13 protein-coding genes are annotated in these 19268 nt (G+C 60.4%); 8 read left to right on the top strand and 5 right to left on the bottom strand.

Annotation, left to right across the window (positions count from 1 at the left end):
- Positions 1–270: 270 nt before the first annotated feature.
- Complete coding sequence (locus AABA21_RS33640; protein WP_338257028.1) at positions 271–3804, bottom strand: protein kinase domain-containing protein; 3534 nt, start codon at positions 3802–3804, stop codon at positions 271–273.
- A 226-nt stretch (positions 3805–4030) separates the two neighbouring features.
- On the opposite strand from AABA21_RS33640, the gene AABA21_RS33635 reads away from it, so the two are divergent.
- Complete coding sequence (locus AABA21_RS33635; protein WP_338257027.1) at positions 4031–4405, top strand: hypothetical protein; 375 nt, start codon at positions 4031–4033, stop codon at positions 4403–4405.
- Positions 4406–4477: 72 nt separating this feature from the next.
- Here the strand turns inward: AABA21_RS33635 and AABA21_RS33630 are convergent, their stop codons facing one another.
- The 3 genes from AABA21_RS33630 to AABA21_RS33620 are packed head-to-tail and all read right to left on the bottom strand — an operon-like array spanning position 4478 to position 7260.
- A complete protein-coding gene (locus AABA21_RS33630; RefSeq protein ID WP_338257026.1) occupies positions 4478–5293 on the bottom strand; it encodes an ABC transporter permease in 816 nt (271 codons plus the stop codon).
- A gap of 7 nt (positions 5294–5300) precedes the next feature.
- Positions 5301–6161 (bottom strand): ABC transporter permease, encoded by an 861-nt coding sequence (locus AABA21_RS33625; RefSeq protein ID WP_338257024.1) that lies wholly within the window; start codon positions 6159–6161, stop codon positions 5301–5303.
- A 31-nt stretch (positions 6162–6192) separates the two neighbouring features.
- On the bottom strand, positions 6193–7260 hold the full coding sequence (locus tag AABA21_RS33620; RefSeq protein WP_338257023.1) for an ABC transporter ATP-binding protein: 1068 nt from the start codon (positions 7258–7260) through the stop codon (positions 6193–6195).
- Between the two features lie 781 nt (positions 7261–8041).
- On the opposite strand from AABA21_RS33620, the gene AABA21_RS33615 reads away from it, so the two are divergent.
- Positions 8042–9457, top strand: coding sequence for a WD40 repeat domain-containing protein (locus AABA21_RS33615; RefSeq protein WP_338257021.1), 1416 nt, complete (start codon positions 8042–8044; stop codon positions 9455–9457).
- Here AABA21_RS33615 and AABA21_RS33610 read toward each other — a convergent pair.
- Positions 9454–12042 (bottom strand): tetratricopeptide repeat protein, encoded by a 2589-nt coding sequence (locus AABA21_RS33610; RefSeq protein ID WP_338257019.1) that lies wholly within the window; start codon positions 12040–12042, stop codon positions 9454–9456. The two genes, AABA21_RS33615 and AABA21_RS33610, sit on opposite strands and share 4 nt — an antisense overlap.
- Positions 12043–12289: 247 nt before the next feature.
- On the opposite strand from AABA21_RS33610, the gene AABA21_RS33605 reads away from it, so the two are divergent.
- The 6 genes from AABA21_RS33605 (at position 12290) to AABA21_RS33580 (ending at position 18998) form a co-directional block, all read left to right on the top strand.
- Entirely contained in the window at positions 12290–12895 is a 606-nt protein-coding gene (locus tag AABA21_RS33605) for a DinB family protein (RefSeq protein WP_338257017.1), read from the top strand.
- A 90-nt stretch (positions 12896–12985) separates the two neighbouring features.
- Positions 12986–14311: a WD40 domain-containing protein gene (locus tag AABA21_RS33600; protein ID WP_338257016.1), complete on the top strand. Its 1326-nt coding sequence runs from the start codon at positions 12986–12988 to the stop codon at positions 14309–14311.
- Positions 14312–14504: 193 nt separating this feature from the next.
- Entirely contained in the window at positions 14505–14852 is a 348-nt protein-coding gene (locus AABA21_RS33595; protein WP_338257015.1) for an NHLP leader peptide family RiPP precursor, read from the top strand.
- Positions 14853–14933: 81 nt separating this feature from the next.
- Positions 14934–15281, top strand: a complete 348-nt coding sequence (locus AABA21_RS33590) for an NHLP leader peptide family RiPP precursor (RefSeq protein ID WP_338257014.1) — start codon at positions 14934–14936, stop codon at positions 15279–15281.
- Positions 15282–15336: 55 nt separating this feature from the next.
- Entirely contained in the window at positions 15337–15651 is a 315-nt protein-coding gene (locus AABA21_RS33585; RefSeq protein ID WP_338257013.1) for an NHLP leader peptide family RiPP precursor, read from the top strand.
- 62 nt (positions 15652–15713) lie between these two features.
- Complete coding sequence (locus tag AABA21_RS33580; RefSeq protein WP_338257012.1) at positions 15714–18998, top strand: type 2 lanthipeptide synthetase LanM family protein; 3285 nt, start codon at positions 15714–15716, stop codon at positions 18996–18998.
- The last annotated feature ends 270 nt before the right edge of the window (positions 18999–19268 follow it).

Genomic DNA, 19268 nt, shown 5'->3' with positions numbered 1-19268 from the left:
AAACCAGACGCGAGGTCCAATACCTTCAACTTTAGAGCAAGCAGCAAGAAAAGAGGTGAGAGTACGTGCGGGGCTTGCCCCCGCTTGTTTCCTCGCCGCTCGAAAAAGCAACCAATAGGATGCGATGCATCCTATGCAACCGTTCCTGGTCGCTTTGAAGGGGCCTTTTCTTTTGGGAAGCAAACAAGCGGGGGCAAGCCCCGCACGTACTGGGGCCTTTTCTCGTTTTGCATGATCTTAAATTGGAAGTATTAGACGCGAGGGCCGAACCTATAGGAGGTGGTGCTCGATGGCGTAGCGGGTGGCGGCGCTGCGGGTGCTGAGGTCGAGCTTGTTGTAGATGGAGCGTATGTGGGCGTTGACCGTGACCTGGCTGATGGTCAGCTGTTCGCCGATCTGGGCGCTGGTGAGGCCGCGAGCCAGCAAGCGCAGTACATCCATCTCGCGTGGGGTGAGGCCACCAGGGGATGAGGCGGAGGGCGCTTTGATGGCGGTTTTCTGCTCGTCCGGGGGCGGCAATACGGGTTGCTGGTCTGAGAGGACCTGCTCCAATGGGAGGGTTCGTCCCGTGGATAAGAGGTAGGAGAAGTTCTGTTCGGGAAGGGTGGCACGGGCAATGGCGATGGCGTGTTCATGGTCGGATCGCCAGGCGGCAGGCAGGGGTGTTCCCCTGCTCGCGCGCAGGGCCTCGGCCGCACCCCAGAGGCGGGCCGCCCAGGCGGGATTGCCCTGGGATGCTACGATTGCGGCCAGCCCTTCCAGACTGAAGGCGAGGATGTGAGGGGTGGACAGATGTCGCGCCGCCTCCACGCTCTCCCCGTGCAGGGTTCGTGCCCGGACTGGATCTCCCTGGCGCTCGACGACACGGGCAGAGAAGGAGAGCGCCTCGGCCAGGTTATCCTGGGACGGTCGCCAGTTCGATGCAATCTCTCTCAAGATGGCGATACTCTCAGCCAGCAGGTCATACGCCCGATCAATCTCGCCCTGCAGAACGGCCAGTTGACCCTGTAGCATGAGCGTAATGCCGATGATGCGCTTGACACCGTTCTCACGGTCAAGGGCGAGCTTCTCATCCAGAAATGCCCGGGCGCGGCTATATTCGCCCAGGTTGATGGCCGCCACGGCCAGGATCTCCAGAATGGGGGAGATACGAAGGCTATCTCCGGTTGTCCTGAAGAACGCCAGGCTCTCCGCGGCGAGTGTGCTGGCGCGGGCATACTCTCCCTGCAGATTGGCGATAGAGGCGAGGCGATGAAGGGTAAAGGCAACGCCGCCCGAGACCGGTAAAGATCCTATCTGCGCGGGGCTGCGCTCTCTGCGCGCGTCCAGCTGGCGAAACAGGGCCAGGCTTTTCTCCAGGATCTGCCGCGCCTCGGCATATTGTCCCTGATACATGGTGGCGATGCCGATATTGCTAAGCGCCCAACCGCTGCCCAGCGTGCCATCTATCTGCTCGAACAGGGCCAGACTGGCCTGCCAGAGCTCCACGGCGTGGGCAAAGTTTCCCTGATTGCTGACCAGGATGCCCAGCGTCTGCAGCGCCCAGCCCCGAACGGCGTCCAGCCGGTCGCCGATGATGGAGAGCCCACGCTCCAGAAACATGCGCCCTTCACCTGGATAGTCGCGCGTCCACCAGAACCAGAACAGGTCATTACACAGGTTCAGGGCCTGCTCCACCTCGCCGCACTCAAGCAGCCAGTTCAGAACGGAGCGCAGATTATCCCGCTCGCGCTGCAGTTGGTCGAGCCAGAGCCCCTTTTCGGGACGGCTGATGTCAGCTCCCGCCTCGCGCGCCAGGTTCTGGTAGTAAAGCGCGTGTTCCCGCCGCGCGTCCTCCAGATGCCCACTGGTCTGCAGGCATTCCAGGCCGTATTCACGGATCGTCTCAAGCATGGAGAAACGCACCTCACCTGCTGGTTGCTCCACGCGATACAACAAACTCTTCTCCAGCAGCGAATCCACGCCATCCAGGATCGTCGCATCCTGTTCATCGCGCAACAGCGCGCCACACACGCGCTCGGCGGCCTCCAGCGTAAAACCGCCGACAAAGATGGAGAGAGAGCCGAAAAGGCGCTGCTCATAGCTATCTAGCAGATCATAGCTCCACTGCAATGTGCCGCGTAGCGTCTGCTGGCGCGCGGGTAGCGTCGTGGCTCCTCTGGTGAGGAGCGCCAGGCGCGGAGAGAGCCGTGCCAGTAACGCCTGGGGGGTCAGCAAACGGCTGCGCGCGGCCGCCAGTTCGATCGCCAGTGGGAGGCCATCCAGGCGCACGCAGATCTCCGCGATGGCGGGAGCGTTGGCGTCGGTCAGACGAAAATCAGACTGCAGCGCCTGAGCGCGCTGCACGAACAGCGCCACCGCCGCCTGCACTGCCAGCACTTCCTGTCCCGGAAGCCGCTGCAGGTTGGGCAGGGCCAGTGGCTGGACCGAAAAGGCCTGCTCACCATCCAGGTGCAGCAGGGCGCGACTGGTAATCAGGAGCTTGAGGCGTGGGCAGGCGGCCAGCAAGTCGACCAGCAACGGACCCGCTGCCGCGACCTGTTCCATATTATCCAGCAGCAGCAGCAGATGGCGGTCGCGCAGGGCGGCGATGAGCAGGTCCAGGATGGGTCGCTCCCCCTCCTCTTTCACCCCCAGCTGCTGCGCGATGGTAGGGAGGACCAGCCGCGCATCGCTGATGGGGGCCAGCGAGACGAAGCAGGCTCCGTCGTCAAAGGAGGCGCGCATGCGCGTGGCGACCATCAAGCCAAGGCGCGTTTTTCCCACGCCGCCCGGTCCCATCAGGGTCAGAAGGCGCACGTTCGGCTGCCGTAGCAGGGCGCATACGCGCTCCACATCCTGCTCGCGCCCCAGTAGAGGCGTGAAAAATACAGGGGCGTTCCCACACAACTCCGGTGTAGGAGGTGGATCTTCTGTATGCTTGCCACTTGTCCCGGAAGAAAGCTGTGTCGTAATGGGTTGGGAAGGAAGGGGTACAGGCACGTCACGCACGGCCTGCTCTAGAGCCAGCGCCAGGTCCTGTACACGGGCGAAACGTAGCCCCGGCTCCTTGGCCAGAGCCTTCATCACCACCTGTTCGACGGCTGGAGGGAGATCGGGTCGCAGCGTGCGCAAGGCTGGCGGAGGCGTCAATGAATGCTGCATGGCAACCTCGATCGGCGATCCATGAAAGGGCAACGTGCCCGTCAGCCATTCAAAGAGCACGACCCCCAGCGAATACTGGTCGCTCTCCGGCTGCGGCCGGCCCCGCATCTGCTCGGGTGCCAGGTACGCTGAGGTACCCGCGCCAGCCGCGAGACTGTCCTGTGTGCTATAGGGGTGCATGGAGGACGCGAAGACCACCAGGCCAAAATCGCTGAGCAGCACCTCTCCCTGTGAACCCAACAGGATATTCTCCGGCTTGATATCGCGATGCACCAGGCCCTGGTCATGGATATATTGCAGGGCCGAGACTACCTGCCTGAGCACACGCAAAAGCGTATCCATGGGAAGTCGGGTCCCTCGTGGACATATGGTTCGCAACGTACCACCCTGCGCATATTCAAGCACCAGGTAGGCGATACCCGATGCGACCGCGAAATCGAGCACGCGCACGATATGTGGATGCTCAAGGTGCGCCATGATGCGTGCTTCACGCAAAAAAGCGTCGCTCTGCTCTTCCGTAAACGGCGTACGCACCACCTTGATGGCGGCATCATTTTTCAGATGAATCTGCTCGCCTAGATAAACGTCCGCGAATCCACCGCGCCCCAGGCGGCGCAGCACACGATAATTCCCCAACTGGTGACCGACCAGATCGATCATGCCAATCCCCCCTTTGGTCATACGCGATCGGTTTTTATCCAACCTTAGAAATAGAAAATATACATTTCATTAGCAAAACGATGGAATTCACAGATTTTACAGCATCGAATATATAGCTTTCGATAATGATTTTTGGTTTTTGTCGGTAAGATGATATTAAGAGCTTAATGTGAGCTATAGATCTTGAAATCATTTCGTCTATCAAATGACGAAAAAAGGAGATGTGATGAAAAGCAAAAGGATGATGCGCGCCCGGCGCGACTTTCTTATGAGAACGGGTACGGCTGGTATGGCGACGCTGCTGCTGAGCAGGGGCGGAACGGCTTTTGCCCATCCCATGGGGGACAAGGCGGCCAAGAATGGAACCACCTATACCTACGCGACCCAGAATTCATGGGGGGCGATTACCTCCTGGCATACGGCCGCTGACCTCAGCTTTAGCGTTGACGCGGGTACTGGATCGCCGCCCGCCAACATTTCCTGGCGCGACCAGCAAGGGAATTCCTTTGCCATCAGCTTTGCCAGCGATATGAGTAGCTTCTTTGGCTACTTCCAGCGCGTCAATGAGGGGCCTATCGCCTATCGAGGCACGCGCAAATAATCGGGAGCGGGTAATCGGACGCGAGGTCCGAACCTATGGTGACCCGTCCCCTTCCCGAGGGGACGGGTCACGTTATATTTGGGCGCCCATGAGGTTGCCGCTTTCGTAGCGGCGGAGCCCGGCGCGGAAGAGGGCAACGGCGCCCAGGGTGAAGATCAGGACGGCTCCCAGCATGACACCCAGCAACGACCACGAGAAGCGGTGCAGGAGCTGCAGCGGCACAAACGAGATGAAGCCAGCCGGCAGCACGGTAAAGAGCAGCACGCGTACGACGCCGTTGAAGATATCCATTGGATATGAGCTGAACGAGATCAGGGCATTAAAGGCCTGCTGGGACATACCTTCGGTGTTGCCGAGAAAGAAGGCCAGCGAGCCAAGCAGGACCTGGAATGATGTATAGATGAGCGCGGTCAGCGGCAGCAGCAGGCAGAAGAGCGCGATATTCCATGGGTCGGGGCGCACCAGCAGTAGGTAGGCGCCGACGGCAAAGAGGAGATCTCCCCAGGCCGCTGGATCGGTGGCCGCGATGCAGACGTGCAGCAGCACGGAACGCGGCATGCCCAGGTAGGCGTCCAGACCTCCGTTCATGATCAGCATAGGGATCTGGCGCGCGTTGCCAAAGATGGTGACGCTAACTCCGAAGCCACCGGCGGCGATCGCCCATAAGATGACGATATCCGTGCTCTGCCAACCGTTGACCAGCGGGAACTGCTTGAAGTAGTTCCACCAGAAGAAGAGCCACAACGAGTCGTTGGCGGCCATGGAGACGACCTGCACGATAAAGGCGGAGCGATACTCAAGCGCGGACTGCACGTTCGCCACCGAGTAGGCCGCGATCAGCCGCAGCTCCGACGCGCAGCGCTTGAGCCATGTTTTTAGGTATTGCATCCTCTCTTTAACCTCCATTGATGTTGACGCGGCGTAAGGCAAAGCGGTAGATGATCAGCATAATGGCGATGACGGCCAGCAGGGTCAGACACTGCTGTACGAGTAGCGAGAGCAGGCGAGCGGCCTCGAAATGGACCAGCGTGCGCGAGGGTCCGTAGAGGATGGCGCTGAACGGCAGGGACTGCGCGATGCTGCGCAGCGGCTGCGGGAAGATCTCCAGCGGGGCCAGCACACCTCCCAGCACCAGCGTCAGCCGGCTGAAGATCAGCGAGAACGACTGCGTCTCCTCGCTCCAGAAGGCCAGCAGGCCGATGCTGAAGTGCATCACGAAGTCGATGCTCAGCGCGAGCAGGGCGACCAGCGGCCACGCCAGCACCCCCTGCCAGGTAAAGTGGGGAGGGCCAGCCATCAGCAGGGCCAGCAGCGCGCCGACCACGGCGTTCATCAGCAGGCGCACCAGGCGTTCCCCCAGGTAGTGCGCGTAGTTGTAGAGCACATAGCTGGACGGCCGTCCCAGCAGGTAGGCCAGCTGTCCCGAGCGCACCTCCTGGTCGATGCGCCTGGTCAGCGCGGGCAGACTCAGGGCGATGGCCTCAGCGGCCACCAGGTACCAGATCATGTCCGCAATGGTGAAGCCGCTGAGCACGCGTGCCCCGCGCAGGGCGAAGGTCGTCTTCCACAGCTGGGTCAGCACAAAGACCAGCACCACCAGCATCAGGGCGCGGAAGAACACCTCCATGATGTAGGCCAGATTATTCAGCACGCTCACGCGCAGGATAGCCAGGTATTTTAAGCTGGAGAGGCGCACGCGTCTCACCACGCGCGCCCACAGACCTCCAGCAGGAGCCTTCCCTATCTGCGTCTGCATAGGACACTTATCCTTTCATCAGTATGTCTGCCTATCCTGCCAACGAGCTTACGTTTTCGGCGGCGATCGGCGCCGGGGACTGGCTGCCATAGATGCTGGCAATAATCGTCTCCATCGGTGGGTCCGAGATCGTCATGTCCAGGATGTGCTGCCGCTGCATGATAGTCGCCACCACCGGCTCCAGGGGGCAACGCAGCGTATCGACGGACAGCCGCAGACTATGTTCCTGCGCCTGAAGGACGCGGATACCCGCGTGCCGCAGCTCAGGTATGGAGAGCTGAGGCTCGTCCGATCCAGGGCTGAGCAATTCATCGACCGTACCGGCCAGCTGCAGGTCGATGGTCTTCTCCTTGAGGTAGTCGCGCTTGAGGGTCGCCACCGACTCGTCGAGGATGATCTCGCCGTGGTTGATGACGATGGCGCGGCGACAGACCTGCTCGACGTCTCCCGCGTCGTGGGAGGTCAGCAGGACGGTGACCCCCTCTTCGGTGTTCAGGCGGGCGATGAGATCGCGGATGCGCTGCCTGGCGATCACATCCAGCCCGATGGTTGGCTCATCCAGAAAGACGATGCGCGGCCGATGCAGGAAGGTGGCGGCCAGCTCGCAGCGCATGCGCTCCCCCAGGCTCAGCTTTCGAGCGGGCGTGCGGATATAATCGGCGATATCGAAGACCTCGATCAGGAAGTCGCGCCGCCGGCGATACTCATTCATATCCAGCTCGTAGATGCGCGCCAGCAGATCAAAGGTATCCTGCGGCGGCAGATGATACCAGAGCTGCGACTTCTGCCCGAACACGCTAGCGATATGATAGGCCAGCTGGCGCCGCTGCTGCCAGGGGGTATAGCCGAGCACGCGCACGCTCCCGGCGCTGGGATAGAGGATGCCAGTCAGCATCTTGATGGTCGTACTCTTGCCGGCCCCGTTGGGACCGATAAAGGCCAGCACCTCGCCCGCATCAAGCTCAAAGCTGATATCCCTGACCGCCTCGCGCGAGCGGTAGCGCGGCCGCACGAAAGAGCGCACGCTCTCAGCAAGGCCGGAGGCTCGCTCCCGGCTGCGAAAAGTTTTGGCTAAATGACTCACCTCGACAATCGACATAGGCCTGCTCCTTTGCCTGAACAACCAACCTGACCCGCTTCATGTAACGACAAAATGATCAGCCAAAAGCAAAAAAGGGAGAGGCCCCGGTAGGTGTCACCCGGGCCTCTCCCTTGTATCTCAATCTGTCTGGCTGACAGATGCTGTGTTACGACAGGTTCAAGTTTGCGTAGGGGGAATGAGAGGACAGCGACACCCGGCCCATGGATAGCCCGTACGGGGCTGACAATGGGCGATGGAGGTAAAAAACATAGTGGAGGTAAGAAGCCATGCAGCTTTTGCCTGTACCATGTTCATCGCGTTCCCTTCATCCAAAATGATACGTCCAACATAAAAGCATATAACGTATAGAGCAATTGTAGCGGCAACCATTGTGTTTTGTCAAGTAGGGTCGACCTTCAACGGTCGACCGGGCCGCGAGCGCCAGCGATTGCGGCCCACGTACCCCCACGACACCGCTTCCCATGTCCTCCACGCCCCCCGCGTGGTACCCCAGGAGGAACGTTCCGCACATGAACCTGAACGCGAACGTTCCCTCTGGGATACCACGTGGGGCGAGATATTCTCCACGGGAAGCCGAACCGGCCGGGTACGTGGGCCGCAATCGCTGGCGCTCGCGGCCCGGTCGACCGTTGAAGGTCGACCCTACACGGGCGTTTCACGTTGGAGGGACGTTTCGATCTATGGTGATTTTTGCTGTGGATGGAACGTATTACCTCTTACGAATACATATGTGTCGCTTGCGTAGAAAAGCGGCAGCAAAATAAGGGCCTGGAGGAGCATGAAGCAGCAGATACAGGGGCGGGCGAAGCCTCGGCCGGGATTCGCGCAGAGAAGGAAGCTGATCGCGGGCTTAACGCTGGCAGGACTGGCGCTCAACGGCTATGCCGGGTTAAAGCTATTAGGGGAACTGTGGGAGCAGCATATCAACCCTACGGCATTAAAAACCATGCCGGTTGATAAACACCGGCTGCTCAGCATTCCAGGAGACCCGAGTGCATCCCCCTATCGCTGGTTGCGCGATGGTAGCCATCTACTCATCGTCGATACTCAGACCCCAAATTACAACATCATCAATGTAATAAGCGGGGAACGGGTCAAAACGCTGACGAGCGCCTTTCCCTATGGTAGAAGGCAGTTGTACTGGTCGTCAGATCACAGATATATGGTTGAGTTTGGAGATACTCAAGCTCAAAGTTACCTTAATGAACGCAGGGCGATTGCCTGGGATCTGCAGAGCGGGAAACAGATCTGGAAATCGCCGCCACTTGGATACGCGGATAGCTCTGATTTGTCTCCCGAAGGCAGCTATTTCGCGCAGTATCAGGATGAGAGCAGTAGCGGCAAACAGCAGAGCAAGAATGTACAGGTCTGGGATATACGGCAGAACCAACTGCTCACATCCTGGCCGGTTCAGGCGCTGCGTCCAGGGCCAGAGCCGGAAATGAGATTTTACGTCAGAACCATGGCCTGGTCTCCTGATGGCACGCGCCTCTCTTTGATCTGTTCCGATGGAGCCATCCAGGTCTGGCATGTCGCCAGAGATCAGCTCCTCTGGACATATACTGCCGCTGCCACAGCTTACACCACTAACGCTATATTACAGCAGTGGTCTCCTGATGGGAAGACGCTATTGCTATGGCAGATTATGGCGGGTAAGTCAAAAATGCACATGCTAAACGCGCAAACGGGCAAGCTTATTCAACAGTTTATGGTAGCTTCTGATATCCGGGGGCTAGGAGGAACTTTCAACTTACCTGACCAGCACGATCAATTTCTGGCCTGGTCCAACGATGGGGCGCGCCTGGCGCTGCGAATCTACAATGAACTTTCGGGAGAGAAGAGCGTGCAGATCTATGATGCCCACACGGGGCAAAAGCTCTTCACCTGCCAGGGAGTTACTGGTATGCTCACAAGCTTTGCCTGGTCGCCCGATGGACGCTTTCTGGCGGCGGGCAATATCGTTGATGGCTTATCCAGCGACAAAGGAGGGCTCACCTCAACCATCCAGTTCTGGGATGCCAGCACCGGAACGGCATTATTCACATACCAGGCCCCGAGAGCCCCAATCCAATTATCCTGGTCCCCCGATAGCCGCTTCCTCGCGACCTATAATGCCCAGGACTATAATGTCAGGGTGGGAATACATTACTCATTGTTCGCTGGCTTCGCGCTGCAGGTGTTTCGCGTGAGCTAGGCGAGCATGGCGAGCCACTGCTGGACCTCGGCGGTGCGGTAGTGTTCCTCCATGGATTGGAGCAGGGCGAGGCTTTCGGCCCCGTAGCGGCGCGCCAGGTCTGGGTCGTTGAGGGCGGCGGCGACGCGGGACTGTACATAGCGGGCCAGGGCAGCGCCTTCCGGCGAGTCGGGGGCGCTGAGGCGATATGATTCGTCGAGCGCGGCCCGCGCCTCTTGCAGGCGTTGCTGCTGGAGGTAGAGCTCGCCCCATTCGTAGAGAACCCCGGCCTGTAGCCAGGGGAACTCGATAGTGCGGGCCTTTGTCTGGGCCTCCTGGAGATACGTTTCGGCCATGGATATGTCACCCTGCTTCCACATCAATCGCCCCAGGTTACAGAGCAAGCCGATCAGGTATTCGGGATGCTCAAGCTGGCGAGCCAGCGCCAATCCCTGCAGCAGCGCTGCGCGCGCCTGTTCGTATTGACCCTGCTCCATGGCCGCCACGCCCATATGCGAGTAGAGCAGGCACTGCGCGGGCAGGTAATTGATCTGTATCGCGATGTCCAGGGCTTCGCGCGCCAGCTTATCGGCCTCAGCGAAGCGGCCGCGCATCATGGTAACCTGGTTGAGGTTGACCAGCAGGGGGCAGATCTGCTCAGGCTTGCCGATGCGGCGTGCCAGCGTTAATCCCTCTCGCAACAGGCGTTCCCCCTCGGCGACTTTCCCCAGGTCGTTGGCAACGGCACCTGAGCTGCGCAGAACGAGGGACTGCAGTTCCTCGTTTCCGGTCTGGCGGGCCAGCTCCAGGGCTTGCCGCAGATGGGACTCCGCCTCGTGGTATGCGCCTTGATAGCTCTCGACACAGCCCAGCATGCGTAGCAGCTGGCTACTGAGCATTGGATCGTGCCGGGAGCTGGTCAGCGTCAACCCTTCCTGGAGGTGATCGTAGGCCCGTTGATACTCGCCCTGACTCATCTCAATCTCACCAAGCTGGGAGAGCGCGGTCCCCAATCCTTGCTGGTCCCCCAGGTCAGAGGCCGCCCGTCGCACGCGCTCGAGCAGACTGATCGCTTCCGTATAGGCGCCGCGAACAGAGAGAAAGGCGGCGAAGATATTACCGGCGGCCACCAGGTCGGCCGACTGTCCGTGCTCGTCGGCCAGGCGCAAGGCGGTCAGCACATTCGCGCTCTCCAGTTCCAGGCGGGGATAGTCCTCCTCATTGGCATGCACATAGTCGGTCATGTAGTGGATCAGCAGCGCGACGGGAGCGGGATCGCCGCGCTGCAGGCTGGCGTAGTCGGCGATGGTCTGATGCAGCGCGTAGCGATCGGGGGCGTAGCTTTCCAGCAGACCCGCATCGCTGAGAGCATCCAGGATGTCCACGGAACAGCCGCACACGGCCAGGGCTGCTTCTTCACTGAAGGTATTGGGCTTGGGCGGGAAGACGGAGAGGGCGTACAGGGCCGCGCGCGCCTCCTGGTCAAGTTGCTGATCGCTGACGGCGATCAGGGTGTGCAGCGAGATGGCGGGGACGTCAACCAGGCTCGGCGAGCGCTGGGAGAGGGGCTGTGCCTCCCGCAGGTGCAGGCGCATCTCGGCCGTACGCAGGCGCTCGATGGCCTGGCGCACGCGACGCGGCTGCCGGTTATAGGTCTGGACGCGCAAAAAATTGCCCGTGAGCAGCAGGGCCAGCGGCAGACCTCCCACCAGCTGCGCGATCTCTCCGGCAGCCGCCTGCTCGCTGCTCACCACCAGCGGTACCAGTCGTTCCAGCAGGATCATGCTATCGGCGCTGGACAGCTCTGGCACCACCAGGGCATCGTCGGCGGCGGCATGCGAGGCCAGCTGGGGGAAGCGCGTCGTCACCAGGTAGGCGCAGCCGGTGCCGCCAATCTGGAAGGCGACCACGTCCTCCAGCGCCCACGCATCATCGATAATTATTAATACATGTCGCGTGCCGATGGCCGTACGTATGGCCTGCGTCCAGGCGCTGAGAGTAGTCAGGCCTGCCGCCTCGATGGAAGAGATACCGAGCAGCGTTCCCCAGCGGCTCAGGATGCCCGGCACGTCCGGCTGCCTGCCCACGGCGGCCCAGAGGATGCCACCCTGGAAGAAGGCGCGTACCTCTTCATCGTGCGCCAGCGCGGTCGCCAGAGCCGTCTTGCCCACACCGGGCAGGCCGCTCAACGCCATCATCGTTGAGGGCGAGCCGGCGCGCAGGCGCGTCTTAAGGTGATCGAGCAGTTCCTGGCGTCCGACCAGGTCATGGGCGGGACCCGGCAGGGGCGGAATGGTGGGATCAATGATAGCCACGTCGGACCGAGGTGGCGCGACAGCCATGGTCTCAGAAGGAGCCTCCTCCTCGCTCGCGGATGCGGGGGACTGCTCCGAACGAGATAGAAAGCCGAGCTCGCGAGCATTTTTGCCGAACAGCGCGCACAGCTTCTCGCGATAGTAGGGGCTGGGCAGCGTCTTGCCGTGCTCCCAGCGACTAAGATAGTAACGATCCGCGCCAATCTGTTCCGCGACATACTGCTGCGACCAGCCGCGCAGCTCACGCTCCACTTTTAGACGCGACGACGATCCGTGCAACTGTGAACCCATGGCGCAATCCTCCGCTATTAAGGGCGCATTCAGGAGATTTTTCCACTATCCCCGGCGTGACACGTTCTTGCTACCTATTTGATACATCGATGCTATTTTAACATATTCGGGTTTGCAGGCATACTAGAGACATCACATTGTTTTGGAATGATGCCTTTTGGGCATGCGATGGTGAGATGAGATGGAACATATCTTATTGAAACAGGGAGCATATTTTGACGCAGAGGTAGGGGAAAGAGGGAAGCCAATGGACGCGCAAACGTTCTTTTTGCTGCAATATGACGTTGTGCGGATGCTGGCCGATGAGTTATTGCTGGTGGATATTGCTGATGACCAGCTGCGACAGGCGCCGGGGGCGAATCAGCATTCGTTGATCTGGCTGCTGTGGCATGTTACGCGCTGGGAAGATGTGTCCATTACCATGCTCGGGCAGGGGCGGCCTCAGGTACTGCTGGCCGGAAACTGGGTGGAACGGCTGGGATGCGCGCGCCACGATATGGGGGGGCTGATGACGGGCGAGGAGTGCCGGGCATTTAATACCGCCATTGATCCGGTGGCGGTGCGCGCCTACCGGCTGGCTGTGGAGACGCAGACACGCCTGGTCGTCGCGTCGTTGGGCGACGAGGGCCTGGATGAGCTGGTGCCGGAGGAACACTTTCAGCGGGTCCTGGCCGCCGGCGTGCTGGGAGAGAGCGAGATGCTCTGGCTGGAACGCTTCCTGCGCTGCAGATCCAGAGGGTGGTGGCTCTCCTCCATCATCTGGTATCAAAGCGCTTATCTGCTGGGAGAGGTGGCATTTATCCGGCAGCAGATGGCGCTGCCAGCCCAGCCGTTCCCGTTCAATCCAGGCTAGCACGCCAATTGGGATTGGCAACGCATACAATCTGATTTTTTATCACGCACTCAATGTATTCTTTATGATCAGACAGGAAAGGACGACCCGATGCAACAGGTATCCAGCCGCATCTGCCCCACATGTGGGACGAGTCTGGCGCCGCAAGAGGTGTTTTGCCATAATTGTGGCCAGCGCTACGAGGCACCACAACCGGTCGCCGGTGGCGCGCCGGGCCAGCAAAGCCAGGGCCAGTATGGAGGGTATGCCAGCAACACGCCACCGGCTCCCTACGCCGCGCCCCAGGGAGCATATAGCAATCCGATGGGCAGGCCGCCCGTTCCCCCTGCGGGGGGCATGGCAGGTGCGCCCAATCGACCACCGCGCGGCAAAGGCAATGCGGTGGTCGGCATCGTCGGCGTGCTGGTCGCGCTGGCCGTGATCATCGGTGGCGTGGGCCTCTTCGTGCTGCCACGTTTGAATGGGAAGAGCGGCAGCACGTCCAATTCCACCACCACATCGCATCCCACGCCAGCGGCGCCCACGCTCAACATTCAACCATACACGTACAAGGGGCATAACTCGGTCGTCTGGCAGGTCAAATGGTCGCCCGATGGCAAGCAGATCGCCTCCTCCGGTGGACTCGGCGACGACTCCGCGCAGGTCTGGGACGCCGTCAGCGGCAAAAACGTGATGACCTTCAGCGGCTACACGGTGATGAACGCGGTCGCCTGGTCGCCCGATAGCAAATATATCGCCTGCGGCGGCAATAGCCAGGACATCGACGTGATCAAGGTCGATGGCAAGCAGCGCATCTCAAACTACAAGGGACACAAAGATGCCGTGGTCTCGATCGCCTGGTCCCCCGATGGCAAGCGCATCGCCAGCGCCAGCTACGATAAGACCGTCCAGGTCTGGGACGCCATGACCGGTGAACACATCCTCACCTACACAGGCCATAAAGATACCGTCACCGGCGTAGCCTGGTCCCCCGATGGCAAGAAGCTGGCATCGAGCAGCTTCGATGGGACGGTCCAGGTGTGGGACGCCACCACGGGCAAACAGATAACGACCTTCAAGGGACACAGCTATCGCGTCTATACCCTGGCCTGGTCGCCCGATGGCAGCAAGATCGTCTCCGGCGGCGATGACCAGATGGCCTATGTGTGGGATGCCACCACCGGCAAGAAACTGCTGATGTACAGCGGTCATAAGGGGAGCGTCGCCAGCGTGGCCTGGTCGCCCGATGGCAAGCGCATCGCCAGCGCCAGCTACGACAAGACCGTGCAGGTATGGGATGCCACCACCGGAAGTAACGCCTTCACCTACAGCAAACATACCGACTATGTCTACGCCGTCACCTGGTCGCCGGACAGCCAGTATATCGCCTCAGCCAGCGCCGACCACACCGTTCATGTCTGGCCAGCGCACGCGTAACAGGATCCAATTGATTGATCTGTGATATATGAAAGCATTCCTGCCGGGGGCGCGGACCACGCGCCCGACGCCCCTGGTATTCGATAACGTGCCCGCCGGGGTCGCAGTCAACAAGTCCGACCTGCCCCGGCCCATCCACATTCCCGTTATAGGCTCGGACCCGGGAGTCCGAGAGATATGAGAGGAGACAACTATGTCACAACACGATCAAGCGGACCAGCGCATTGTTGATAAGGTGATGCGCGATCCCGCCTTCCGCCAGCGCCTGCTCAGCGATCCCAAACGAGCATTGAAGGAGGCCTTCGACATCGATGTCCCGGCTGGCGCCAACATCCATGTCCACGAGGCCTCACCCTCTGAAATCCATATGATCATCCCGGCAGCCCAGCAGCGCAGCTCGCGCGATCTCTCCGATGCAGAGCTGGCCTCGGCGGTCGGCGGCATGCGCTCCAGCGATCCTGACCGCAACAGCAAGTGTTGCACATGCGGAATGAGCACCGCTCAATCGTTTACATCGGTCCAAAAAGGTTGTGGCTGCTAATCTCCAGTTCTTGGACCAACCACATCCTGCCCCACTACAAGGTTGTAAAGCATATGATTTAGAAGCATGAGAGGGGAAAAAATGTCACAACACAATCAAGCGGACCAGCGCATTGTTGATAAGGCGATGCGCGATCCCGCCTTCCGCCAGCGCCTGCTCAGCGATCCCAAACGAGCATTGAAAGAAGCCTTCGGCGTCGATGTCCCGGCCAACACCCGCATCCATATCCACGAAGAATCACCCAATGATATCCATTTGACCATCCCGGCGACCCAGCAGCGCGGCGCACACGAGCTGTCCGATGAGGAACTCGCCTCCGCGGTCGGCGGCATGCCCCCTAGCAGGCCAGACATCAGCAACTGCTGCACCTGTGGATTCACCACAGCCCAGACATTAAAATCATTCCAAAAAGGCTGTGGCTGCTCATAGTCAGTTTTTTAGCGAGTTTGAACCTGCACCTCTATTAGAGAAAGGGTTGAGAAAGATGACCAACAAACATTCCTTGGAAACCCGTATTATTGCCCGCGCGGAGAGCGATCAGGCGTTCCGCCGCCAGCTGCTCCATGATCCCAGAGCCGCTATTGAGCAGGCGTTCGGGGTTACCTTCCCGGCCAGCGCGGTAGTGCACGTGGAGGAGGATCGCCATCATACCCTGCGCGTTGTGCTCCCCGCCAGCCAGGTTGCGGAAGTCGAGCTGGACGACGCGCAGCTCACCGAGATCAATGGTGGTAGCGGCAATGCTGGCCAGATCGGCGGCGGCGACGTCTTCGGTCCCCGCCCCGGCTATCGAGATTTATAGTTATAGGAATAAGAGGTAGCGGGAGCCGATGCTCCCGCGGCGTATCCCGAGGGGAAGGGTCCATGCAAACACTGTCACCGACACACACGGCGCTACGAGAGATCGTCGCGGCGGCCAGCTCGCTTGAAGAGCGGCTGCAGGGTAGCTTTATTCCTGATGAGGGTACGGAAAATGCCGAGGCGGCCGAGGCACGCCTCAAGCGCTGGTGCCAGATCGTCGCCAAAGGCGACTGGGAGGTATTCAAGCTGCGCCTGGAGTGGGATAACCTGGATAGCGTGGAGGTGCGGAGAATGCTTGGCACCGTCCGGCTGGCGGAAGACGCGCAGCTGCCCGCGTGGGTGCATACCCTGGAGGAAGTTCTGCGAAGAGCCACCAGCGCGGAACACTTGCGGCAGGAGGGCGCGCGCTGCCTGGTCGCGGACCTTCCCCTGGCCTTTGAAGAACTGCTGCTGCCATTCATCCTCAACGCCCGCCAGCGTTTGCGGGCACAAGCAGGCGACTGTTACGATCTGCTCAACGACAGCGCCCATGCAGAACTGGAGCGTGAACTGCTGCGCAACCTCTCGTTCTGCTCGCTCAAGACATTCCACCTCGAGTTTTCGATCCTGCGCGCCCGGCGCACGTCTTCACTGAGCCGCTTGCTCATGGATCTGCAGCAGGACGACTCGCGGGAGATCTACAGTGAATTCATCGAGCAGATGCTGGCCGATGGCCTGCTGCCATTCTTTCAGACCTATCCCGTGCTGGGCCGCATCCTGGCCGTGATCACGGACCTGTGGGTCGAGTCCCAGACAGAATTTCTCCGGCGGCTGGCAGACGACTGGTCGCTGATCGAGCAGACATTCGCCAGCGATCCCCTGCGACAGGTCACTGGCATCCAGGCGGGACTCTCCGATCCTCACAAAGGCCGGCGCAGCGTGCTAGCCCTGACCTTCGACAATGGATTGAAGCTTATCTACAAGCCGAAGCAGATGGGGATCGAGGCGGCCTTCAACCAGTTACTACAATGGTGCAACGACAGGGAGCTCCCACTTGCATTTAAAGTGCTAACCGTACTGGATCGGGGAGAATATGGTTGGAGCGAGTATGTTGAAAAGCTGCGCTGTAAAGATGAAGAGGCGGCCCGGCGCTACTATCAACGTGCGGGGATGCTGCTGTGCCTGGTCTATAGCCTGGTCGGGGCCGACTGCCATCATGAGAATATGATCGTACACGGCGAATATCCGGTCCTGATCGACGCGGAGGCGCTGATGCAGCACCGCGCCAGGGTGGAGAGCATTAATGATGGCGCCCAGGCGCAGATGCTGGCCCACGAAATGATCATGGAATCCGTCCTGCATACCAGCATGCTACCCGGCTGGCAGATCGACAGCGACGAAGAGCAGGTCTACGACATCAGCGGCCTGCGTGGTCCCGATGAGCTGATCTATGAAAGCAAAGATCTGCGCTGGGAATATATCAATACGGACCGCATGACGATGGAGGAGAGAACGTTCACCATCGGTCCATCGGCCGAGTACCTGGCTCAGGAGGGTGTCAGCCTGCGCGTGGAAGAGCACATTACAGATGTGATCACAGGCTTTGAGCAATGCTATCGCTTCCTGCTCCGGCAGCGCGCGGCCCTGCTCGCTCCCGATAGCCCCCTGCATGGACTCAAGCAGCAGCGTCTGCGCCTGATCTATCGCAATACGCAGGTCTATGGAACGCTGACGTACCAGCTGCTGGAGCCACAGTATCTCCACGACGGAGCCGATCACAGCATCCACATGGAATCGCTGGCGCTGGCGGTCCTGCCATCTACGGATGTGCCCCTGGAGAATCGTCAGCGATCGCGCTGGTGGCCCGTGCTGGCCAGCGAGAAGCAGCAGCTCCAGCAGATAGACATCCCCTTCTTCGCTACCTCGGCCGATAGCGCCGCCCTGCTGCTTCCCGATGGAACACGCATAGAAGACTGTTTCCGCGAACCGTCCTTCGAGCTGGTCAGCGCCAGAATCCAGTCGCTCTGCGAGGCCGACCTTGAGCTCCAGACCAGCTTTATTGCTGGTTCGCTCTATTCACTGATAGCCCGTGATGCGCTCCCCGACAGTCCTGTCAGCGACGTGAGCGACCGGGAGATAAGGGAGGAGGAGGACAGAGCCGCGAGAAAAGAGGGCTTTCTGGCCAGTGCCCTGTCGCTGGCCCGGGAGATCGAGCAACACGCCATTCGCGCTACCGATGGCAGCGTCTGTTGGATCGTCCCTCAGTATATGTTCAGCTTCCAGCGCTACCAGCTGCAGATGATCGCTAGCGACCTCTATTCAGGGTCATGCGGCGTGGCCCTCTTTCTGGCGGCGGTCGAAAAAGTGACCGGTGGCAGCGGCTATCGCGACCTGGCCCTGGGAGCGCTGCAGAACCTGCGCCAGGCTCTACGTACATATGGAAAAGAACTGCTCTTGAAACTGGGCATTGGGGCGGCCGCCGGACTGGGCTCGATTATATATAGTATGATGTACATCGGCCAGTGGCTGGACGAGCCCGCGCTGCTGCGAGAGGCCCGGCAGGCGGTAGACCTGATCACCTTTGAACGCATTGAGCACGACCAGGCGCTGGATACCTTTGCCGGGGCAGCCGGCACGCTGCTGGTACTACTGGCCCTCTACCAGGTCGCGCCCGACCCCGAACTGTTACAGAAGGCCATCGCCTGCGGACAGCGGCTGCTGGCAGCGCGCACCATGAGTCCTGCGGGATACAAAAGCTGGCCCGGCTTCAACGGCAAGCACCTGACCGGCTTCTCACACGGGGCTGCCGGCATCACCTACGCGCTGCTGCGCCTGTATGGCGTCACTGGAGATAGCGCCTACCTGGAGGCGGCCAGCGAGGGCATCGCCTACGAAGACAGCACCTTCCAGTCCCAGATCAACAACTGGCCCGACCTGCGCTCGGACGATCCATTGGATTACCGTGTCGCCTGGTGCCATGGCGCGCCCGGCATCGGATTGGCACGCGTAGGAGGGCTGGCCGCGCTCGACACCGAGCAGGTGCGCGCCGACATAGAAATCGCCCTGCGTCGCACGCTGGATGAAGGCGTGCGCGGACTCGACCAGCTCTGCTGCGGCAACATGGGGCGCCTCGATATCCTGCTGGCAGCCGCCCATTATCTGCGCAGACCCGAACTGGCGCTGGCCGCCGAGCAGGCCACGTGGCAAATCGTACAAAGGGCGGAAAAAGCCGGCCGCTTCTCCCTGGATCCCCTCCTGCCGCGCCAGGTCAAGCACTTTGGCTTCTTCCAGGGGACCGCCGGCCTGGGCTATACGCTCCTGCGCATGACCGCCCCCGACCAACTCCCCTCAATCCTCCTTTGGGATTAGGTGAGCGCCCGGGCACGGGGCCGCTTCGCGACAAGCGCCCGCAAGGGGCGCACCTACGGTTTGGTTTATATAAGGTGCAACAGGTGCGCAAATGCGCACCTGTTGCACCTTATATAAACCAACAAATTTTCGCTTGCCGTCTTATGTAAGTCAGGGGCATAGATTCGGTGCTCGCACCCGGGTATTTTTCCTCTATGGGAGGAGAAAGGAAGGAGAAAAATCGGAGGCGAGTTTTAATTGAAGGCGGCCTTACGACCTACGGGCATAAGA

The sequence above is a fragment of the Dictyobacter halimunensis genome (assembly GCF_036245075.1).
The sequence above is the reverse complement of the archived record's forward strand: the minus strand, read 5'-3'. Positions and strand labels throughout refer to the sequence as shown.